17 protein-coding genes are annotated in these 19,667 nt (G+C 69.2%); 9 read left to right on the forward strand and 8 right to left on the reverse strand.

All coding sequences use genetic code 11. The annotated features are described in order from the left end of the window. The first annotated feature begins 32 nt into the window (after positions 1 to 32). The 3 genes from AC07ZS_RS16055 to mdoH all read left to right on the forward strand — a co-directional run bounded on the left by AC07ZS_RS16055 (position 33) and on the right by mdoH (position 5,168). Complete coding sequence (locus AC07ZS_RS16055; RefSeq protein ID WP_494799527.1) at positions 33 to 1,445, forward strand: sigma 54-interacting transcriptional regulator; 1,413 nt, start codon at positions 33 to 35, stop codon at positions 1,443 to 1,445. A 190-nt stretch (positions 1,446 to 1,635) separates the two neighbouring features. Beyond that, the gene (locus tag AC07ZS_RS16060; RefSeq protein WP_494799528.1) at positions 1,636 to 3,207 is read left to right on the forward strand and encodes a glucan biosynthesis protein G; all 1,572 of its coding nucleotides are present in this window, start codon (positions 1,636 to 1,638) and stop codon (positions 3,205 to 3,207) included. After that, the gene (gene mdoH / locus AC07ZS_RS16065; protein WP_494799529.1) at positions 3,204 to 5,168 is read left to right on the forward strand and encodes a glucans biosynthesis glucosyltransferase MdoH; all 1,965 of its coding nucleotides are present in this window, start codon (positions 3,204 to 3,206) and stop codon (positions 5,166 to 5,168) included. The genes AC07ZS_RS16060 and mdoH overlap by 4 nt, the downstream gene beginning before the upstream one ends. A 51-nt stretch (positions 5,169 to 5,219) precedes the next feature. Here the strand turns inward: mdoH and AC07ZS_RS16070 are convergent, their stop codons facing one another. The 6 genes from AC07ZS_RS16070 to AC07ZS_RS16095 all read right to left on the reverse strand — a co-directional run bounded on the left by AC07ZS_RS16070 (position 5,220) and on the right by AC07ZS_RS16095 (position 11,629). Then, positions 5,220 to 6,173: an MBL fold metallo-hydrolase gene (locus AC07ZS_RS16070; RefSeq protein ID WP_494799530.1), complete on the reverse strand. Its 954-nt coding sequence runs from the start codon at positions 6,171 to 6,173 to the stop codon at positions 5,220 to 5,222. 446 nt (positions 6,174 to 6,619) lie between these two features. Further along, positions 6,620 to 7,531, reverse strand: coding sequence for an EamA family transporter (locus AC07ZS_RS16075; protein ID WP_494799531.1), 912 nt, complete (start codon positions 7,529 to 7,531; stop codon positions 6,620 to 6,622). After that, entirely contained in the window at positions 7,528 to 8,538 is a 1,011-nt protein-coding gene (locus tag AC07ZS_RS16080; protein WP_494799532.1) for an SDR family oxidoreductase, read from the reverse strand. The genes AC07ZS_RS16075 and AC07ZS_RS16080 overlap by 4 nt, the downstream gene beginning before the upstream one ends. Further along, complete coding sequence (locus AC07ZS_RS16085) at positions 8,535 to 9,461, reverse strand: bile acid:sodium symporter family protein (RefSeq protein ID WP_494799533.1); 927 nt, start codon at positions 9,459 to 9,461, stop codon at positions 8,535 to 8,537. The genes AC07ZS_RS16080 and AC07ZS_RS16085 overlap by 4 nt, the downstream gene beginning before the upstream one ends. A 42-nt stretch (positions 9,462 to 9,503) precedes the next feature. Beyond that, entirely contained in the window at positions 9,504 to 10,817 is a 1,314-nt protein-coding gene (locus AC07ZS_RS16090; RefSeq protein ID WP_494799534.1) for a flavin-containing monooxygenase, read from the reverse strand. Next, positions 10,814 to 11,629, reverse strand: a complete 816-nt coding sequence (locus AC07ZS_RS16095; protein WP_494799535.1) for an SDR family oxidoreductase — start codon at positions 11,627 to 11,629, stop codon at positions 10,814 to 10,816. Before AC07ZS_RS16095 ends, AC07ZS_RS16090 begins: the two co-directional genes overlap by 4 nt. 91 nt (positions 11,630 to 11,720) lie before the next feature. On the opposite strand from AC07ZS_RS16095, the gene AC07ZS_RS16100 reads away from it, so the two are divergent. Next, the gene (locus AC07ZS_RS16100; RefSeq protein ID WP_494799536.1) at positions 11,721 to 12,482 is read left to right on the forward strand and encodes an IclR family transcriptional regulator; all 762 of its coding nucleotides are present in this window, start codon (positions 11,721 to 11,723) and stop codon (positions 12,480 to 12,482) included. 4 nt (positions 12,483 to 12,486) lie between these two features. On the opposite strand, the gene AC07ZS_RS16105 is transcribed toward AC07ZS_RS16100, so the two are convergent. Together AC07ZS_RS16105 and ffh are read right to left on the reverse strand one after the other, a co-directional pair. Next, entirely contained in the window at positions 12,487 to 13,104 is a 618-nt protein-coding gene (locus AC07ZS_RS16105) for a pyridoxamine 5'-phosphate oxidase family protein (RefSeq protein ID WP_494799537.1), read from the reverse strand. A 7-nt stretch (positions 13,105 to 13,111) separates the two neighbouring features. Next, positions 13,112 to 14,482, reverse strand: a complete 1,371-nt coding sequence (gene ffh, locus AC07ZS_RS16110; RefSeq protein ID WP_494799538.1) for a signal recognition particle protein — start codon at positions 14,480 to 14,482, stop codon at positions 13,112 to 13,114. A gap of 165 nt (positions 14,483 to 14,647) precedes the next feature. On the opposite strand from ffh, the gene AC07ZS_RS16115 reads away from it, so the two are divergent. From AC07ZS_RS16115 to ampD, 5 genes are read left to right on the forward strand one after another with little or no spacing between them, the layout of a single operon-like run. Then, positions 14,648 to 15,448, forward strand: coding sequence for a cytochrome C assembly family protein (locus AC07ZS_RS16115; protein ID WP_494799539.1), 801 nt, complete (start codon positions 14,648 to 14,650; stop codon positions 15,446 to 15,448). Positions 15,449 to 15,458: 10 nt separating this feature from the next. Beyond that, positions 15,459 to 15,707 carry a PP0621 family protein gene (locus AC07ZS_RS16120; protein ID WP_494799540.1) on the forward strand — a complete coding sequence of 83 codons (249 nt, stop codon included), beginning with the start codon at positions 15,459 to 15,461 and terminating at the stop codon, positions 15,705 to 15,707. A gap of 24 nt (positions 15,708 to 15,731) precedes the next feature. Next, the gene (locus tag AC07ZS_RS16125; RefSeq protein ID WP_494799541.1) at positions 15,732 to 17,534 is read left to right on the forward strand and encodes a sensor histidine kinase; all 1,803 of its coding nucleotides are present in this window, start codon (positions 15,732 to 15,734) and stop codon (positions 17,532 to 17,534) included. 11 nt (positions 17,535 to 17,545) lie between these two features. Further along, on the forward strand, positions 17,546 to 19,051 hold the full coding sequence (locus AC07ZS_RS16130; RefSeq protein ID WP_494799542.1) for a sigma-54-dependent transcriptional regulator: 1,506 nt from the start codon (positions 17,546 to 17,548) through the stop codon (positions 19,049 to 19,051). Next, entirely contained in the window at positions 19,032 to 19,655 is a 624-nt protein-coding gene (gene ampD, locus AC07ZS_RS16135; RefSeq protein ID WP_494799543.1) for a 1,6-anhydro-N-acetylmuramyl-L-alanine amidase AmpD, read from the forward strand. The genes AC07ZS_RS16130 and ampD overlap by 20 nt, the downstream gene beginning before the upstream one ends. The last annotated feature ends 12 nt before the right edge of the window (positions 19,656 to 19,667 follow it).

Genomic DNA, 19,667 nt, shown 5'->3' on the forward strand with positions numbered 1-19,667 from the left:
GCCGCCCCCAACGGCACGCGCCCCTCCCCGCCATGAACGCCGATCCCGCCACCCGGCCTTCGGCACCGCGCGCGCGGCTGCTGGTCGTCGACGACGACGCCGACATGCTGCGCCTGCTGGCCATGCGGCTGGGCGCGGCGGGGTACCAGGTCACGTCTGTCGGTTCGGCCGAGGCCGCGCTCAGCCAGCTCGACATCGAGCGGCCCCAGCTGGTGCTTTCCGACGTGCGCCTGCCCGGGCGCGACGGCCTGGCCCTGTTCGACGAGATCCGCGCGCGCCACCCTTCCCTGCCAGTGATCCTGCTGACCGCGCACGGCACCATTCCCGACGCGGTGGAGGCCACGGCGCGCGGCGTCTTCACCTACCTCACCAAGCCCTACGACGCCAAGGAGCTGCTGGAGAAGATCGCCCAGGCCCTGGCCCTGGGCGCGCCGGCCCACCAGAACACCCATGTGGACGAGGCCTGGCGCAGCGAGATCGTGAGCCGCTCCAACCGCATGGCCGACCTGCTGGCCGAGGCGCGCATGGTCGCGCAATCCGACGCCAGCGTGCTGCTGCGCGGCGACTCGGGCACCGGCAAGGAGATGCTGGCGCGCGCCATCCACAAGGCCAGCGCGCGCGCCAACCGCCCCTTCATCGCGGTGAACTGCGGCGCCATCCCCGAGGCCCTGCTCGAATCCGAGCTGTTCGGCCACATGAAGGGCGCCTTCACCGACGCCGTGGCCAACCACAAAGGCCTGTTCCAGGCCGCCGACGGCGGCACCCTGCTGCTCGACGAGATCGGGGACATGCCACCGGCCCTGCAGGTCAAGCTGCTGCGCGTGCTGCAGGAACGCGCGGTGCGCCCGCTGGGATCGAGCCAGTCGCTGCCGGTGAACGTGCGCATCATTTCGGCCACCCACCGCGACCTGGAGGACGCGATGGCCGCCGGCCAGTTCCGCGAGGACCTGTATTACCGGCTCAACGTGGTCACCCTCACGCTGCCCACCCTGGCCGAGCGGCGCGAGGACATCGCCCTGCTGGCCAACCACTTCCTGGCCCGGCTGGCGGCGAAGTACGGCAAGCGCAGCTCGGGCTTCGCACCCGAGGCGCTCAAGGCGCTCACCATGGCGGCCTGGCCGGGCAATGTGCGCCAGCTCTACAACGTGGTCGAGCAGGTCTGCGCCCTCTCGACCACCCCCCTGGTCTCGCTGGCCCTGGTGCAGCGCGCGCTGCGCACGCCCTCGGTGGAGGTGCTCAGCTTCGCCGACGCCAAGCAGCGCTTCGAGCGCGAGTACCTGGTGGACCTGCTCAAGATGACCGACGGCAACGTGGCCGACGCGGCCCGCCTGGCGCAGCGCAACCGCACCGAGTTCTACCGCCTGCTGCAGAAACACGCCCTCACCCCCGGGCTGTTCAAAAGCGACGGCAGCGGCGCCGGGAGCGAGGCTGTCGCTGAAGAGTGACAAGCCCAAGCCCTTGTTTTTGCTGGGATTTTCCTGAACACCGGCCCAAGCTGTCGCCATTCGGCGACAAAAACCGGGCCTGAAACGCCCTCCAGCCCCTCGCGGCGGCGAAAAAACATCTGGATACCTGAAAACGTGTTGATCTGATTGGGTTTTTTCAGGTTGGCACAGGGTTTGCCCTAATACCGGCATGCCCATCACGATCCGCCCGTTTTTCACCCTTCGCCGCCTGCGCGGCTGGGGCGTGCTGGGCGCCCTGCTGGCCGCGTTCTGCGGGGCGTCGGCCCATGCACAGCGCGTGGACTGGGACCACATCACCCGGCTCGCCCAGACAGGCGCCCAACAGCCTTATCGCGCAAACAGCGACAAGCTCCCCGGCGAACTCGCCACCATCACCTACGACCAGCTGCGCGACATCCGCTTCAAGACCGACCGGTCCGTCTGGCGCGCGCTGAACCTGCCTTTCGAGGCGCAGTTCTTCCACCTCGGCCTGTACCAGACCGAGCCGGTGCGCATCCACGAACTCCTGGCCGACGGCACGGTGAACCACCTGCCGTACCGGGGCGCCGATTTCGACTACGGCAAGAACACCTTCGACACCAGCGGCTGGGGCGACCTCGGCCACGCGGGCTTTCGCCTGCACTACCCCCTCAACGGCCAGGCCTACAAGGACGAGCTGGTGGTGTTCCAGGGCGCGAGCTACTTCCGCGCGCTGGGTGCCGGCCAGCAATACGGCCTGTCGGCGCGCGGCCTGGCGATCGACACCGTGGGCGGCAGCGGCGAGGAATTCCCGCGCTTCGCGGAGTTCTGGCTGCAGCGCCCCGCCGAAGGCGCGGCCGAGGTCACGGTGTTCGCGCTGCTCGATTCGCCGCGCGCCACCGGCGCCTACCGTTTCGTGATCCGCCCCGGCCAGCAGACCACCACCACGGTGACCGCGCGCGTGTTCCTGCGCGCCGGTGCCGGCCCGGTGAACACCCTGGGCATTGCGCCGCTCACCAGCATGTTCCTCTCGGGCGAGAACCAGCCCATGCCCGGCGACTTCCGCCCTGAGGTGCACGACTCCGACGGCCTGATGATGCTCAGCGGCGAAGGCGAGTGGCTGTGGCGCCCGCTGCAGCGCCCCAAGGCGGTCACGGTCAGCTCCTTCACCCTGCAGAACCCGCGCGGCTTCGGCCTGATGCAGCGCGACCGCGCCTTCGCCAACTACGAGGACGTGGAAGCGCGCTACGAGCGCCGCCCCAGCGCCTGGGTGAAGCCCGTGGGCGATTGGGGCGCCGGTCGCGTGGAGCTGGTGCAGCTGCCCACCCCGGACGAGACGCACGACAACATCGTCGCCTACTGGGTGCCGGCCCAGCTGCCTGCCGCCGGCCAGCCACTGGAACTGAGCTACGAGCTCGCCTGGCAGGGCGACACCCAGCAGCGCCCGCCGTCGAGCTGGGTCACCCAGACCCGCAAGGGCTACGGCTTCACCCGCCTCTCGCCGGCCGAGCAGGCGCGCCAGCCGCAGTACGTGATCGATTTCGCCGGCCCCGCGCTGGACAGCCTGCCCGCCGGCGCACCGGTGAAGGCAGTGGTCACGGCCAACGCCAACGGCCGCGTGCTCGAAACCCTGGCCTACCCCAACCCCGCCACGCGCACCTGGCGCGTGACCGTGCGCGTCGAACGCGTGGACGCGACGCAGCCGGTCGAGCTGCGCGCCTTTCTGCAACACCACAACGACACCGTGAGTGAAACATGGACACATCTGCTGTTACCCGAATGAGCGCCCAGACCCAACTGCGCGAAGAACGGCACCCCAATTCCGTCACGGCGCCCCCGATCAACCGCGGCTCCATGGTGCCCCGCCCCTGGCGCGGCTTCTGGAACAGCATCGGCACCGCCGTGCTGAGCACGGCCAGCCGCGTGCTGCCTCCGCGCACGCCGGCCGTGGTGTCCACCGAGGTGGTTGAAACGCCCATGGCCTGGCAGAGCGCGGCCAACCGCCGACGCGCGGTGTTCGCCCTGCTCACCGTGCTGAGCACCGCCTTCGCCACCAGCCTGTTCGCCGACGCCCAGCCCGAGCACCACAACGCCTGGCTGCAGTACGGCCAGCTGGCGCTCTTCGCCCTGCTCTCGGCCTGGGTCGTCACCGGCTTCGTGACGGCACTGATGGGCTTCTGGGTCTCGCTGTTCGGCGACCGCCACACGCTGCGCGCCGCCGACGTGAAAGACCACGCCATGAACCCCGAGGCACGCACGGCGATCATCATGCCGATCTGCAACGAGGACGTGGCCACCGTGTTCGCCGGCCTGCGCGCCACCTGCGAGTCGCTCGCCGCCACCGGCCATGCCGGCCAGTTCGACGTGTTCGTGCTCTCCGACAGCTACAACCCCGAGATCGCCAAAGCCGAACGCAAGGCCTGGGAAGACCTGCGCGCCGCGCTGGCCGCCCAGCCCGAGCTGCCATCGATCGAGGTCTACTACCGCCTGCGCACCCGCCGCACGCACCGCAAGGCCGGCAACGTGGCCGACTTCTGCCGCCGCTGGGGCAAGGACTACCGCTACATGGTGGTGCTCGATGCCGACAGCGTCATGAGCGGCAGCTGCCTGGTGTCCATGGTCAAGCTGATGGAAGCCAACCCCAAGGCCGGCATCATCCAGACCGCCACCCAAGCCATCGGCCACGCCACCCTGCATGCGCGCGCGCAGCAGTTCGGCTCGCGCGTGACGGGTCGACTGTTCACGCTGGGCATGCAGTTCTGGCAGCTGGGCGAGTCGCACTACTGGGGCCACAACGCGATCATCCGCGTCGAACCCTTCATGGAACACTGCGCGCTGGCCCCCATCAAGGGCACGGGCGGCATGTCCGGCGGCATCATGTCGCACGACTTCGTCGAAGCCGCGCTGATGCGCCGCGCCGGCTACCACGTGTGGCTGGTCTCCGACCTGACCGGCAGCTACGAGCAGCAGCCGCCCGACCTGCTGAGCGAGCTGCAGCGCGACCGCCGCTGGTGCCAGGGCAACCTGCAGAACTCGCGCCTGATGGCCGAACCCGGCATCCACCGCGTGCACCGCACGATGTTCGCCATCGGCGCCATGTCCTACCTCTCGGCCCCGCTGTGGCTCGCCTTCCTGTCCATCGGCACCGCGCTGTGGGCGGCCGATTCCAGCCTCATCCCCAACTGGCAGGCCGTGCCCGAGGAACTGCGCGCCCTGTGGATGTGGACGCTGACCATGCTCTTCATGCCGCGCGTGCTGGGCCTGCTGGCCGTGTTCATGAAGGGCGAACAGAAGTCCTTCGGTGGCACCGTGGGCCTGCTCGGCAGCTCGGCGGTGGAGACCGTGCTGGCCCTGATGCAGGCGCCGATCCGCATGCTGGCGCACTCGCTGTTCGTGCTGGTGGCCATCACCGGCCTGAAGCTCGAATGGAAGTCGCCTCCGCGCGAAGCGGCCGGCGTGAGCTGGCGCGACGCTGTGGCGCGCCTGGCGCCCATGACCCTGGTGATCGGCCTGCTGGCCGTGGGTGTGGCCGCGATCAACGCCAGTGCGCTGGTCTGGCTGGCGCCGGTGGCCATGCCGCTGCTGCTGGCGGTGCCGCTGACCGTGGCCACGAGCCACGTGGACCTGGGTGCCTGGATGCGCTCGCGCGGCGTGCTGCTGATTCCCGAGGAATCGTGGTCGCCCGCCGTGCTGCGCCGTGCCTGGCGGCACGCGAGCCGCTTCGGCCTGCCGCACGCGGCCTGACCGGCTCCCCCGTCTCCATCCAACGCGCCGCTCTTGCGGCGCGTTGTCGTTTCAGCGCACGACGCTGTAGTTCGCCGGCACGAAGCGGTAGCCCTTGCCTTCGCGGCGCAGGTGCCCGATGCCGGGGAACGAGAGGTGGGAGGCCGCCACCCAGTAGCCGTTCTTCGCGGCGTCGGCGTAGGCCTTCTGGCGCTGCACGGCAGCGGCCTTGCTGTCGGTGTCGAAAGCGATGGTCACTGCGGGGTTGGCGAACTGCACCGCCGCGACGTGCATCAGGTCGCCCCACAGCACCAGCTTCTCGCCCTTGCTTTCCACCAGGTAGGTGCTGTGGCCCGGTGTGTGGCCGCGCGAGGCCTGGGCCTTGATGCCGGGCACGAGTTCGGTGTTGCCGTTGAAGGGTTTGAACTTGCCGGCGCTGATGTAGGGGTTGAGCGCACCCATGGCGCCCTGGAAGAAGCCTTTGGCGTCGGCCGGTGCTTTTTCCATCTGGGCCTGGCTGAGCCAGAAGTCGGCGTCGTGCTGGTCGGCGTGCACAGTGGCGTTGGGGAAGGCACGCTGGTCACCGGCCACGAGGCCGCCGACGTGGTCGGGGTGCATGTGGGTGATGATGACCGCGTCCACCTGTTCGGGCTGGTAGCCGGCGGCCTTGAGGTTGACGATGAGTTTGCCGAGGGTGGGGCCGAACAGGCCGGCCGCGCCCGCGTCCACCAGCACGAGCTGGCTGCCGGTGTTGATGAGGTAGGCGTTGACCGAGGTTTCGACCGGGGCCTTGAGGAAGGACTGGTTGAGCGCGGTCGTGACCTTGCCCGGCTGGGTGTTGGTGAGCAGCTTGTCGACCGGCAGATCCACCGTGCCGTCGGACAGCGCGGTGATCTCGAAGTCGCCCAGCATCATGCGGTAGTAACCTGGCGCCGAGGTCTTGACCATGGGCGCTCCTGCGTGGGCCGCAGCCCCCAGGAAGAAGAGGATGGCGAAGGAGGTTTTCAGCCAGAGACGGGTGTTCATGGGCATGGCTCCACTTGGATTGAGGGGTTTGTGAGGATACGGCTTGTTTCTGTTTCGCGCCTGCGGGTGGGCAAGGTCGGGTGGTCCGGTCATGCTGGCGCCGGCCGCTCGCGGGTGACTGCCCGTGCGCGCCCACATCGCTTCATCAACACCGGGAGGGCACTCTCACTTTTGTGGCGACCGCGAATGGGGCCGGCGCCCTCATGCCCAAACCACCCGCCCCCGACGAGAGGGTGGCGTGCCAAGCTGGGCGTGCCTGCGTTGTGTCGCAGGACGGTGGTGGCGTCCGAATGCGCAGGCCCCCATTCGCGGTTGCGACAGAGGGTGAGTGCCCACCCGGTGTTGATGAAGTGACGTTTGCTCGCCCGGGCAGTCGCCCGCGAGCAGGGCCGGAGCATTCGGATCCCGCCACCGGCCTGACGCGAGGCAGACGCCAGAAAGAAACCTCAAGAAGAGGACCGACGAGAAACCAGCCAGCCCCCCAACTGATTCACCACCAGCCCCAACAGCACCGCCCCCGTCCCCAGCCACTGTTGAAACAAGGGAAGCTCATCGAAGAAAACCCAGGCAGCCCACAACCCGACAACGGGCACCAGAAGGGAAAACGGCGTCACCCGCCCCGCCGGATGGCGCTTGAGCAACTGCGTCCAAAGGGTGTAGGCCAACAAAGTCGCCAACCACGCCAGAAACAGCACCGCCAACACCGCCGACAGACTCAAGCCCGCCACCTGCGCCCACACCCCCGAAGACCCGTCCATCCACAGCGCCAGCCCCAAAAACGGAACGATGGGAAACACACTGCTCCAGACGATAAAAGGAAACGGGTCGTAATCCGCCACCCGGCTTGCCAGCCGCGCCACCAGATTCGACACCGCCCACATGAACGCCGCCGACAGCGTCAGCACAAAGCCCGCCAGCGTCATCTGCCCCGGCCCCTCCCCATGCGCCGTCGCGATCAACACCAGCCCACCCAAGGCCACCAACAAACCCAGCCCCTGCGACCAGCGCGCCCGCTCACCCAGCACCGGCACCGCCAGCAACAAGGTGAAGAACGCCTGCGTCTGCATCACCACCGACGCCATGCCCGCCGTCATGCCCAGCTGCAAGCCCAGGAACAGAAAACCGAACTGCCCCAGACCCTGCGCCAGCCCATACGCCACCACATACCGCCACGGCAGCTTCGGGAACTTCACGAACAGCAGGAACGGCAAAGCCGCCGCGGCAAACCGCAGGGCCCCCAGCAACATCGGCCCGATGCCCTGCAGGCCGATCTTCATCACCACGAAGTTCAAACCCCAGATCACCACCACCGCGAGCGCGCGCAGCAGATCGCCACGCGAAAGAGGCACAGGGTTCACGCCGCCGCTTTCACCGGCCGGCCCTGCGCACTGCGCGCCGCCACAAAGGCATCGAACGCCTGCGCGCTGGTCTTGCGCGGCGTGTAGCCGAAACGCTGCTTCAGCGCGGTGTTGAGCAACACCGGCCGGTAGCGCAGGAAGTCGAGCTGTTCCGGCCCGTAACGGCTCACACCCATCGAGCGGCCCACGCGCAGCAAGGTGCGCAACAGGCCCGCCGGCAGCACGCGCGGCTTCTTGCCCAGGCGCGCGGCGATCTCGCGCAGGGTCAGCGCGCCGTCGCCGGCCAGGTTGTAGCAACCGGGCACGGCCTCACCGCTCAGCGCGTGCACGATCGCACCGGTCACGTCCTCGTCCCAGACGAACACGAAGGGGCTGTCGCTGCCGGCGATCGCGATCAGGCGCGGCTTCTCGAACAGGGCCGTGATCTGGTTGTCCACCCGCTCGCCCAGGATGGTGCCGATGCGCAGCACCGTCTGGCGCAACCCCGGGTGGGCCGCACGGGCCTCGGCCAGCATCTCTTCCACCAGGCGCTTGTGGTGCGCGTACGCGAACACCTCGTTGCCGCGCAAAGCGTGGTCTTCGGTCAGCCAGGGCGGGTTGTCCGCGTGGTAGCCGTAGGCCGCACCGCTGGACGAGACCACGAGATGGGCCACGCCGTGGGCGAGACAGGCCTGGATCACGTTGCGCGTGCCGCCCACGTCCACCGAATGCTCGAAGGCCCGGCTCGATCCCTTGCCCGGTGTGACGATGGAGGCCAGGTGCACCACGGTGTCGATGCCATGCGCCTCCACCGTGTCGGCCAGGGCGCGGTCGCGCACGTCTTCCACCACATAGGCCACGCGGGGCGAGCGCCGCGCGATCGGCACCTCGCGCACGTCCACCGCCACCAGATGCTCGATCTGAACCTCGCGCGCCAACGCTTCGACCAGCCCGCGCCCGAGGAAACCGTCGGCTCCCGTGACCAGCACGCGCCGGGCGGCCGGCGCCTTGTCCATGAGGGCGCTCATGGCTTTTCGATCCCCGGCACGCCGCCCTGCAGCGGTCTGCGCGCCCACCAGCCCGCCAGGATCAGGCCGGCGATGATGTCCCAGAAGCCCCAGACGCCGGCGACCACGGCCATGCCGCCCAGGCCACCGAAGAAGCTGAAGATGATGACCAGGCCCAGGCCCGCGTTGCGGATGCCGACCTCGATCGACACCGCGCGGCGGTCGTAGTCGGGCAGGCCGGCGGCGCGCGCGATGGCGTAGCCGGTGCCGAAGGCCAGCGCGTCGTGGATCACCACGGCCAGCAGCACCAGGCCCACGTAGTCGAGGAAGTAGCGCCAGTTGCCCGCGATGGCGCCGACGATGAAGGCGATGAGCGCGAGAAAGCTCAGGATGCGCACCGGCTTCTTGAAGCGCGCGGTCCAGTTCGGAAAACGGTGCGCGCACCAGATGCCCAGCACGAAGGGCACGCCGATGATCAGCAGGATGTGGCCGAACATCTCCAGCGGGTCCAGCGCGATGGTCTTGAGCAAGGGTGCGGCGGTGGGGTGGATGCCGCCCCAGAAGGCGAAGTTCAGCGGCATGGCCACGATGGCGATGGCGTTGGACACCGCCGTCATCGAGACGCTGAGCGCCACGTTGCCGTTGGCGCGGTGCGTGAGGATGTTGCTCACGTTGCCCGGCGGGCAGCAGGCCACCAGGATCATGCCCAGCGCGATGCTCGGGCCCGGCTGCAGCAGCAGCGTGAGCGCGAAGGTGATGGCCGGCAGCGCGATGAACTGCGCGACGATGCCCACCGTGAAGGCCAGCGGCATGCGCATGACGCGGCGGAAGTCTTCCAGGCGCGTGTCCAGCGCGATGCCGAACATCAGGAAGGCCAGCACCGCGTTGAGCACGGCCAGCGAGGCCGGGTTGAAGTTGAGGCGGATTTCGTCCACGGGCAGCATGCGGGTCTCCTTGTGTTTGTTGTCGTTGTCGTGTCGCCGGATTCAGGCCAGGGCCTCCGCCGCCTTGCGCACGGTGTCGCGGTAGACGTCCTTGTTCACGTAGTAGGCCATGCGCTCGAGCTGCAGGTATTTGTAGCCGCCCGAGAGGTCGGGCGGCGGGCCCGCCTTGGCGGTCCGGAACGCGGTGGCGCCGGCCTTGCCTTCGTCCAGCCCCTTGAAATAGCGCGCCACCAGCTCGGCCTGCTCGTAGCGCCCCTGCCAGCCCAGGCCGCTGGCCTCGACCATGCCGAGCACGGCCAGGCGGTCGAAGCGCGGCGCGAAGATGTTGAGGTAGAGCCTGGGCGCCATGCCCTGCCAGTTGAGCAGCGCGTGATCGAGAAAGGGGTAGTGCAGCTTGTAGCCGGTGGCCGCGAGCACCAGGTCGTAATCGCCCTGGCGGCCGTCCTTGAAGTGCACGGTGTGGCCGTCGAAGCGAGCGATGTCGGCGCGCACGCCCACGTCGCCGTGGCCGATGTGGTACAGGATCAGCGAGTTCACCACCGGGTGCGACTCGTACATCTTGTAGGTCGGCTGCGGGAACCCGAAGCGCACCGGGTCGCCGGTGAACCACTTGAGGATGGTGCTGTCGATCTTCTGCTTGAGCCAGGGCGGCAGGCGGATCTTGCCGCCGATGGTGTCGGCCGGCTTGCCGAACACGTACTTGGGCACGAAGTAATAACCGCGCCGCACCGAGATGTCCACGCTGCGCGCCTGGTGCACGGCATCGACGGCGATGTCGCACCCCGAGTTGCCCGCACCCACGATGAGCACGCGCTTGCCCCGGAACTGGTCGGCGCTCTTGTAGGCCGAGGTGTGCAGCAGCTCACCGGCGAAGTGGCCCTCGAAGCGCGGCATGTTGGGTTCGGCCAGGGTGCCGTTGGCCACCACCACGCCCTTGTAGTCGGCGACGGTCTGCCGGCCCTGCGCGTCTTCGGTCGTCACGCGCCAGAGCGTGCCGGGTGCGTCGCTCAGTGGCACCGCGCTGAGCACGCGCACGCCGAAGCGGTAGTGTTCGCGCAAGCCGAAGTGGTCGGCGAAGGCGCTGAAGTAGTCCAGCAGCTCGCGGTGGCTCGGGTAGTCGGCCACGTGCTCGGGCATGGGGAATTCGCTGAACTCCGTCATGCGCTTGCTGGAGATCAGGTGCGCCGACTGGTACACCGTCGAGCGCGGGTTGTGGATGTTCCACAGGCCACCGACGTCGGTGTGGGCCTCGAAGCCCTGGAAGGGGATGCCGTGTTTCTGCAGGCAGCGTGCGCCGGCCAGGCCCGAAGGGCCAGCACCGATGAGCGCGATCTGTTGTTCGGTGGGTGTCGTCATTTTTTCAGGCCTGGAATGTCGGTCGCGCCGGGTTCGCCCGCGCGCGGCTTGCGCGGCTGGCCGAGCAGGATGCGGTCGTGCAGGCGCGCGGGCAGCAGGCCCAGCGCGTGCGAGAGCCAGCCGATGCGCCGGGGCAGCACGATGTGCTCGGTGCCCGCGGCCACGCCCGCGAGCAGGCGCCGCGCGGCCTCGTCGGCTTCGAGCAGGCCGGGCATGGCGAAACGGTTGCCGGCCGTCAGCGGCGTGCGCAGATAACCCGGGCTGATGGTGTGCACGGAGAGCGCCGTGGGGCGCAACTCGGCGCGCAGGCTTTGCAGGTAGGCGATCAGGCCGGCCTTGCTCGCGCAGTACGCACCGTTGCCCGGCATGCCGCGCCAGCCCGCGAGGCTGGCCACGCCCACCAGCGCGCCGCGCCGGCCGCTCTCGCGCATCGGCGCGAGGAAAGGCTGGAAGGTGGTGGCCACGCCGAGCAGGTTGATCTCCAGCATGCGGCGCATCACGGCGAGGTCGCCCGCCTGCGCGGTGTCAAAGCCGCCGGCCACGCCCGCGTTGGCGATCACGAGGTCGGGTGCGCCGAAGCGGCCCAGCCAGTCGGCGGCCATGGCCTGCATCGCGGCCGCGTCCGACACGTCGGGCGGGTAGATCGCGCAGCGGTCCGGCGCGAGCGCGGCCAGCGCCTCCAGCGCGGGACGCTGCAGGCCGACCAGCGCCACGCGCGCGCCACCGGCGATGAGCTCACGCGCCAGCGCCTGGCCCAGGCCACCGCAGGCGCCGGTCACCACGGCGTTGTGAAAGCTCGGCGTCGTCGTCAAACCACCCATCTCCTCGAAGTTGTGTCCGCAATGTAGGGGTCTCTAGAATTCGTCTCGAAATAATTTATTAATTCGTCTCATTTTTCGAGATATGAACACCGAAACCGACAGCAGCCCCGGTCTGCGGCTCCTGGAGCTGCTGGACCTGCTGACCCGCCACGCCCAGCCCCTGGCCTTGCCCGAGGTGGTCACGCTGACGGGCTGGCCCAAACCCACCGTGCATCGCATGCTCTCACAATTGGAGCAAGGTGGTTGGCTGGTGCGCGAGCCCGATGGCCGGCGCTACGCCATGGCCACGCGCCTGCTGCGCCTGGCCGAGGCCGCGCTGAGCAACAGCACGCAGCAGGGCGTGCGCCATGCCGTGCTGCGCCAGCTGGTCGCCGAGGTGGGCGAGAGCTGCAACCTCACCGCCCTGTCGGGCGCGGAGGTGGTGTACCTGGACCGCGTGGAATCGGCCTTCCCGCTGCGGCTGGAACTGCGCCCGGGCACACGCGTGCCGGCGCATTGTTCGGCCAGCGGCAAGCTGTTCCTCGCCTGGATGGGCGCGCGCCAGCGCCGTGCCGTGCTCGACGGGCTGGTGCTCACGCGCTACACCGCCCACACGCTGACGCAGCGCGAGGCGCTGGAGGCCGAGCTGGAGGCGATCCGGCGCGATGGCCATGCGGTGGACGCCGAGGAGTTCGTCGAAGGCCTGGTGTGCGTGGCGGTGCCGGTGTTCGCGCCCGGCCAGCGCACGGTGCGCTGCGCGCTGGCCCTGCAGGCGCCGGCCGCGCGCATGGCGCTGGCGCAGGCCCGGCTTCAGCTGCCGCGCCTGGAGGCGGCGGCACAGGCGCTGGCCCGCACCCTGGGCTGAGGACTCAGTACAGCGTGTCGCGCTGGCGCGCGGGCAAGGCGCGGTCGTAGGCGGCGCCGTCGATGCCGTTGTGCGTCAGGGCCGCGAGCATCTCGCCGGCCGTGGGCACCACCGCAGCGGCTTCGCGCGCCTCCCACAGGCTGGCACGCTTCATGGCGCGGGCGCACTGGAAGAACACCGTCTCCACCGTGATGACGAGCACGCACCGGGGCGGCTTGCCGTCCATGGCCAGGCGCTGCAGCAGGTCCGGCGCCACCGAGATGCGCGCGCGGCCGTTCACGCGCAGCGTCTCGCCCACACCGGGCACCAGAAACAACAGGGCCACGCGCGGGTCGGCCAGGATGTTCTTCAGGCTGTCGATGCGGTTGTTGCCGGCGCGCTCAGGCAACAGCAGCGTGCGCTCGTCCTGCACGGTCACGAGCCCGGGTGGATCGCCGCGCGGCGAAGCGTCCAGCCCGTCGGGCCCGACGGTGGCCAGCACCGCAAACGGCGAGGCCTCGATCCAGCGCTGGTAGACCGGGTGCAGCGTGGGCACCTCCTTGCGCACCGACGCTTCGCCCACCGGGCCGAACAGCGCCTGCAGCGAGGCCAGGTCCTGGATGGTGTGGGGGTCGGCCGACATGGTGCGTTCAACCCATGCCAGGCAGTTTGGGCATGCCTTTCATGCCGCCCAGGCGCTTCATCATCTTCATCATGCCGCCACCCTTCATCTTCTTCATCATGTCCTGCATCTGCTCGAACTCCTTGAGCAGGCGGTTGACTTCCTGCACGTGCACGCCGGCGCCGGCGGCGATGCGGCGCTTGCGCGTGGCCTTGATGATCTCGGGCTTGCGGCGCTCCTTGAGCGTCATGCTGCAGATGATGCCTTCCTTGCGCTTGATGTCCTTCTCGGCGCGGCCCATGTCGACTTCGCCGGCCTTGGCGGCCATCGCGGCGGGCAGCTTGTCCATCAGGCTGGAGAGGCCACCCATCTGCTTCATCTGGCGCAACTGGTCGAGGAAGTCGTTGAGGTCGAAGCCCTCGCCGCTCTTGACCTTGGCCGCGAGCTTCTGCGCCGCCGCGATGTCCACGCCGGCCGTGACCTGCTCGACCAACGCCAGGATGTCGCCCATGCCGAGCACGCGCTGCGCGTGGCGGTCGGCGTCGAACACCTCCAGGCCGTCGATCTTCTCGGACACACCCGCGAACTTGATCGGCGCGCCGGTGACCTGGCGCACCGAGAGCGCCGCGCCGCCGCGCGAATCGCCGTCGAGCTTGGTGAGCACGATGCCGGTGAGCGGCAGTGCGTCCTTGAAAGCCCTGGCGGTGTTGATCGCGTCCTGGCCCTGCATGGCGTCCACCACGAACAGCGTCTCCACCGGCTTGAGCACGGCGTGCAGTTCCTGGATCTCGCGCATCAACGCCTCGTCGATCGCCAGGCGGCCAGCGGTGTCGACCAGCAGCACGTCGAAGTAGTGCTTGCGCGCGTGGTCGATCGCGGCACGCGCGATGTCCACCGGTTTCTGGTCGGGCGTGCTGGGGAACCACTCGGCGCCGGCCTGCGCGGTCACGGTCTTGAGCTGTTCGATGGCGGCCGGGCGGTAGACGTCGCCCGAGACGGTGAGCACCTTCTTCTTGCGCTTCTCGATCAGGTGCTTGGCCAGCTTGGCGGTGGTGGTGGTCTTGCCCGCACCCTGCAGGCCGGCCATGAGGATCACCGCCGGCGGCTGCGCCGCGAGGTTGATGTCGGCCACGCCGTCGCCCATGGTCGCGGCGAGCTCGCGGTGGACGATGCCCACCAGCGCCTGCCCGGGCGTGAGCGAACCCACCACCTCCTGGCCCAGCGCCTTGTCCTTCACGCGCGCGATGAAGTCGCGCACCACCGGCAGGGCCACGTCGGCCTCCAGCAGGGCCATGCGCACCTCGCGCAACATGTCGGTGACGTTGCCCTCGGTGATGCGGGCCTGCCCGCGCATTTCCTTGACGATGCGTGAAAGTCGGTCTGAAAGGGCTGAAGCCATGCTGCGCTCGGGTAGGGGGAAAAGGACGGAAACCCGCGTCGGACGGGCCGTCGGGCGGACACTGGGGCCGGCGGACCGGCGCCGTCGGGCCGGACAAGGCCGTTAAACTGTGAGGATGATTTTAGCTGCGCCCTTCTTTTCCCCGCTTGGCGCGCTGCCCCGGTGATGAGCCTGCTGCCCGCACTCGCGTCCAACCTGCCCGCCGCCGTGTTCTCCGGCGGCGCGGCGCTGGCCTATGCCCTGCTCGCCGTCGCCCATTCGCGCATGTCGGCGCCGCAAAGCCGGGGCCTGCTGGGCCTGGCCTGGCTGCTGCACCTGGCGGTGCTGGTACTCGGCCTGTTCGAGCAACCGGCGCGCTTCGGTTTCGCGCCCGCCCTTTCCGTCACGGGCTGGCTGGTGCTCACGGTCTACCTGATCGAAAGCCGCCTGTTTCCCCAGATGCGCGCGCGCTGGACGCTGGCCGTCCTGGGCATGGTGGTGGTGCTGCTGGCGCTGGTGTTCCCCGGCACGCCCTACCCGGCGCTGCATTCCGCGCTCATGCCGCTGCACTGGGCCCTGGGCATCGCGTCCTACGGCCTGATCGCGGCAGCGGTGGTGCATGCCTGGCTGATGCAGCGCGCCGAAAAGGCCATGCGGCTGGGCAACGCCAGCGAGGCCTCCATGCCCCTGCTCACGCTGGAGCGCCTCACCTTCCGTTTCGTCGCGGCCGGTTTCGCCTTGCTGAGCGCCACGCTGCTGGCCGGCTGGTATTTTTCTGAAACCCTGAACCACCGCTGGGTCTGGGACCACAAGACCACCTTCTCGCTGCTGTCCTGGATCACCATGGGCGTGCTGCTCTGGGGCCGCTGGCGCCTGGGCTGGCGCGGCCGTGTCGCCGTGCGCATGCTCTACGTGGCCGCCGGCTTCCTGCTGCTGGGCTACGCGGGCTCGCGCTTCGTGCTCGAAGTGATGCTGCAACGCGGCTGAGGCACTGACCATGAAATACCTGCTCGTCCTGGCCGTGGTGATGGTCGCGTTCTATATCTGGCGCAACAACCGCCTGAGCGACCGCGCCGAGGCCGCCCGCCAGGCGCCCCCGCCCAAGCCCCGCGCCAACGTCCCCACCATCATGGTGGCCTGCCAGCAGTGCGGCACGCACCTGCCCGAGAACGAGGCGGTGCGGGGCCAGCAGGGTGCCTATTGCAGCATCGAGCACCGGCGGCTGCGCGAAGGCGGTTCGGCGTGACGCCCATTCGCAGGAACGCCTGACATGGCCCGGGACGTCAGCTCACAGTTCGCCCCGTCCTGGTATTCCGCTTACGAGGGCAGCCATGCGCAGAGCCGCGAGCAGCGCATGCGCGCCTTCGTCCGGCTGTGGCGCGCCTTCATGCGCGCCCGGGTGTTCATTGCCACGGTGCTGCTCGCCCTGCAGGTGTTCATGCTGGTCTCGCAGACCGGCGGTCCCAACTGGCTGGTGGTGGTCTGCTCGGCGCACCTCTGCATCGCGCTGCTGACGCTGTACCTGTGGCGCCCGGCGGAACAGGCCGCCCCGATGCACATCCAGTGGCTGCTGACGATCGGCGTCGATGTGCTGGTGTTCGCGCTGCTGCAATCGTTCCAGGTCGGCAGCATCAACTACACCGCGCTGTTCGCCCTGCCGGTGCTGCTGGCCTCCATCCTGGGCTCGCTCACGCTGGCCCTGGCCGCCTCCGCCAGCGTCACGCTCTACCTGCTGGGCGAAGCGGCGCTGCACGCACCCCTGTTCAGCGAGCTGTCCACCGCTCGCTTCCTGCAGGCGGCCCTGACTGGCACCGGCTTCTTCCTGGTGGCGGTGCTGGCCAACCAGCTGGCGATCCGGCTGGCCCGCGAAGAAGCCCTCACCGCCAGCAGCCAGGCGGCCGCGCGCGCCCAGGCCCAGGTCAACGAACTGGTGATCGAAAGCCTGACCGTGGGTGTGCTGGTGGTGGACCCGCACGGCGTGGTGCGCAGCGCCAACCCGGCCGCCCAGGCCATGCTGCTCGGCCAGGTCTCGCCCCAGGCGGCCAAGCTGCTGCTGTCGGCCCGCTCCAGCTGGCAGCACCTGGCGCACCTGGTCAATGAGACCTTCGCCCGCGGCGAAGCCCTGGAGACCGAAACCACCATCGACAACGAGGACCGCCCGAGCCAGCGCCTGCACGCGCGCACCCGCCTCACGGCACAGAGCGGGCGCGGCGCCGGCCTGTGCGTGCTGTTCCTCGAAGACCTGCGCGAAGTCGAGGCGCGTGTGCGCACCGAGAAACTGGCCTCGATGGGCCGCATGTCGGCGGCCGTGGCGCACGAGATCCGCAACCCGCTCTCGGCCATCACGCAGGCCAATGCGCTGCTGGATGAGGAAGTGCAGGCGCCGGCCCAGAAGCGACTGACGCGCATGATCGAGCAGAACGCGCAGCGGCTCTCGCGCATCGTCGACGACATCCTCAACGTGGCACGTGCGCAGCCCAACCAGGACACCACCTCCGCTCCTTCCCTGCCGCTGGACCAGACCGTGCGGCAGATCGCCCACGAATGGGTGCGCCAGAGCAAGGCCGAGCGCATCCTGGGCGTGCATGCCCATGCGCCCGCGGCCTTCGTGGGCTTCGACCCGGAGCACCTGCGCCGCCTGCTCATCAACCTGCTGGACAACGCCCTGCGCCATGCCAGCGGCAAGCCCTCGTCGATCCGGCTCATCACCCAGCCCAGCGGCAGCGACCACATCCGTCTCTCGGTGTGGAGCGATGGCCAGGCGCTCGAAGCCAGCGTGATGCGCCACCTGTTCGAGCCCTTCTTCTCGTCCGAAAGCCGCTCCAGCGGCCTGGGTCTCTACATCTGCCGCGAGCTGTGCGAACGCTACGGCGCCCAGATCGCCTACCGGCGCACCCGCCTGGACCAGCGCGAAGGCAACGAGTTCTATGCCCTGATTCCCGCCGCCGGCCCGGCACCGGCGCATGAGCCGACGCAACAAAGCCTCGCCTACCCGGCGGTCGATTCGATCGCCACCCGGGCCGAACCCCACGGCCATCCGCTGTCGGGCGATACTCCCCTGGCCACCCGCTGAACACGACGACGATGGCTCCCCCGCCCCTTTCCGCCTCCGTGCTGGTCGTCGACGACGAGCCCGATCTGCGCACCCTGTACGAGCTCACGCTGCTGCGCGAAGGCCACGCGGTGGTGGCCGCACCGGACCTCACCCAGGCACGCGAATGGCTCGCCCAGCAACGCTTTGACGTGCTCATCTCCGACATGCGGCTGCCCGACGGGCTGGGCCTGGACCTGCTGCGCGAACTCGCGGACGCTCAGCGGCCCGAGAAATGCATCGTCATCACCGCGTACGGATCGGCCGAGAATGCGGTGGAGTCGCTCAAGGCCGGCGCTTTTGACTACCTCACCAAACCGGTGGACCTGAAACAGCTGCGCAGCGCGGTGACAGCGGCCTTGCAGAGCCAGCGCGGGTCCCCGGCGGCCGCGGCCAATGGCGCGATAGTGGCCACCGCCAACGGCAATGCCCAAGGCGACGCAACGCGCAAGCCCCCCGCCGCCTCCAGCGGCGTGCAGGCACTGCGCCGCATTGTGGGCAACTCGCCGAGCATCGGGCAGATCAAGTCGCGCATCGAGAAGGTGGCCTCCAGCATGGCCCCTGTGCTCATCCTGGGCGAATCCGGCACCGGCAAGGAACTGGTGGCGCGCGCGGTGCACGACTGCAGCCACCGCAGCGTGGGGCCCTTCGTGGCGGTCAACTGCGGCGCGATTCCCGAAAACCTGATCGAGGCCGAGTTCTTCGGTGCGCGCAAGGGCGCCTACACCGGCGCCACCACCGACCGCGAAGGCTACTTCCAGGCGGCACGGGGCGGCACCCTGTTCCTCGACGAAATCGGCGACCTGCCCCTGGCCATGCAGGCCAAGCTGCTGCGGGTGATCCAGGAACGCCGCGTGCGCGCGCTCGGCGGCGTGCAGGAAGAAGCCGTCGACGTGCGGCTGGTGAGCGCCACCCACCGCGACCTGAACGCGCTGGTGCAGTCGGGCCAGTTCCGCCAGGACCTGTTCTACCGGCTCAACGTCATCGGCCTGCGCTCGCCCGCCTTGCGGGAACGGCGCGAGGACCTGCCCTTGCTGGTGGAAGCGCTGCTGGCGCGGCTGTGCGCCGAATCCGGGCAGGATGTTCCAAGGGTTTCCGAGCGCGCCCTGGCCTGGCTGCAGGCGCGCGAGCTGCCGGGCAACGTGCGCGAGCTCGAAAACCTGCTGCAACGCGCCCTGGCCCTGAGCAGCGGCGAGGCGCTGGAACCGGAGGACTTCGGCGAGAGCGACGACGAGGAGATCCCCACCCAGCCTGACGCACTCTCGCCCGCCGACGGCCCCGGCGCGCCCATGACCCGTCCGCCCGAAGAGATCCCCGCCGACCTGCAGAGCTACCTCGACGAACAGGAGCGGCAGGTGTTGCTCAAGGCCTTGCGCGAATGCGATTTCAACCGCACCGCGGCCGCGGCCCGCCTGGGCCTGAACCTGCGGCAGATGCGCTACCGCATCCAGCGACTGGGCATCGCCATGCCGTCGGACGATGACGACACCCCCACCTGATTCCGCCGAGCGCGATGATCCCTGGCAAGGCGGCTGGCTGCGCACCGCGCGGCACAGCCCTTCGCCTAACTTCGGCCCGCGTCCTGGCGATGCCGAAATCGACCTGATCGTCATCCACTCCATCAGCCTGCCCCCGGGCGTGTACGGCGGCCCGGAGGTGGAACAGCTCTTCACCAACCGCCTGGACTGGGACGCGCACCCCTACTTCGAGCAGATCCGGGGCATGGAAGTGTCGTCGCACTTCTTCGTGCGCCGCGACGGCGAGGTGGTGCAGTTCGTCGACGCCGATGCGCGGGCGTGGCACGCCGGTGCGTCGTGCTGGCGCGGCCGCCACAACTGCAACGACGATTCCATCGGCATCGAACTCGAAGGCCTGGAAGGCGAGCGCTTCGAGGCCGCGCAATACACCGCCCTGGCCCGACTGTGCACTCAACTGGTGCGGCGTTATCCGGTGCGCCACATCGCGGGCCACGAACACATTGCACCCGGCCGCAAGCAGGACCCCGGACCCGGTTTCGACTGGTCGCGCCTGCAAGCCGACCTGCAATGGCCCGAAGGGTGTTTCCCGCAAGACACACTGGGACGCGGTGTCACCGACGACTGAGTCCGAGACACG

It is taken from the genome of Hydrogenophaga sp. GW456-12-10-14-TSB4 (assembly GCF_059424305.1).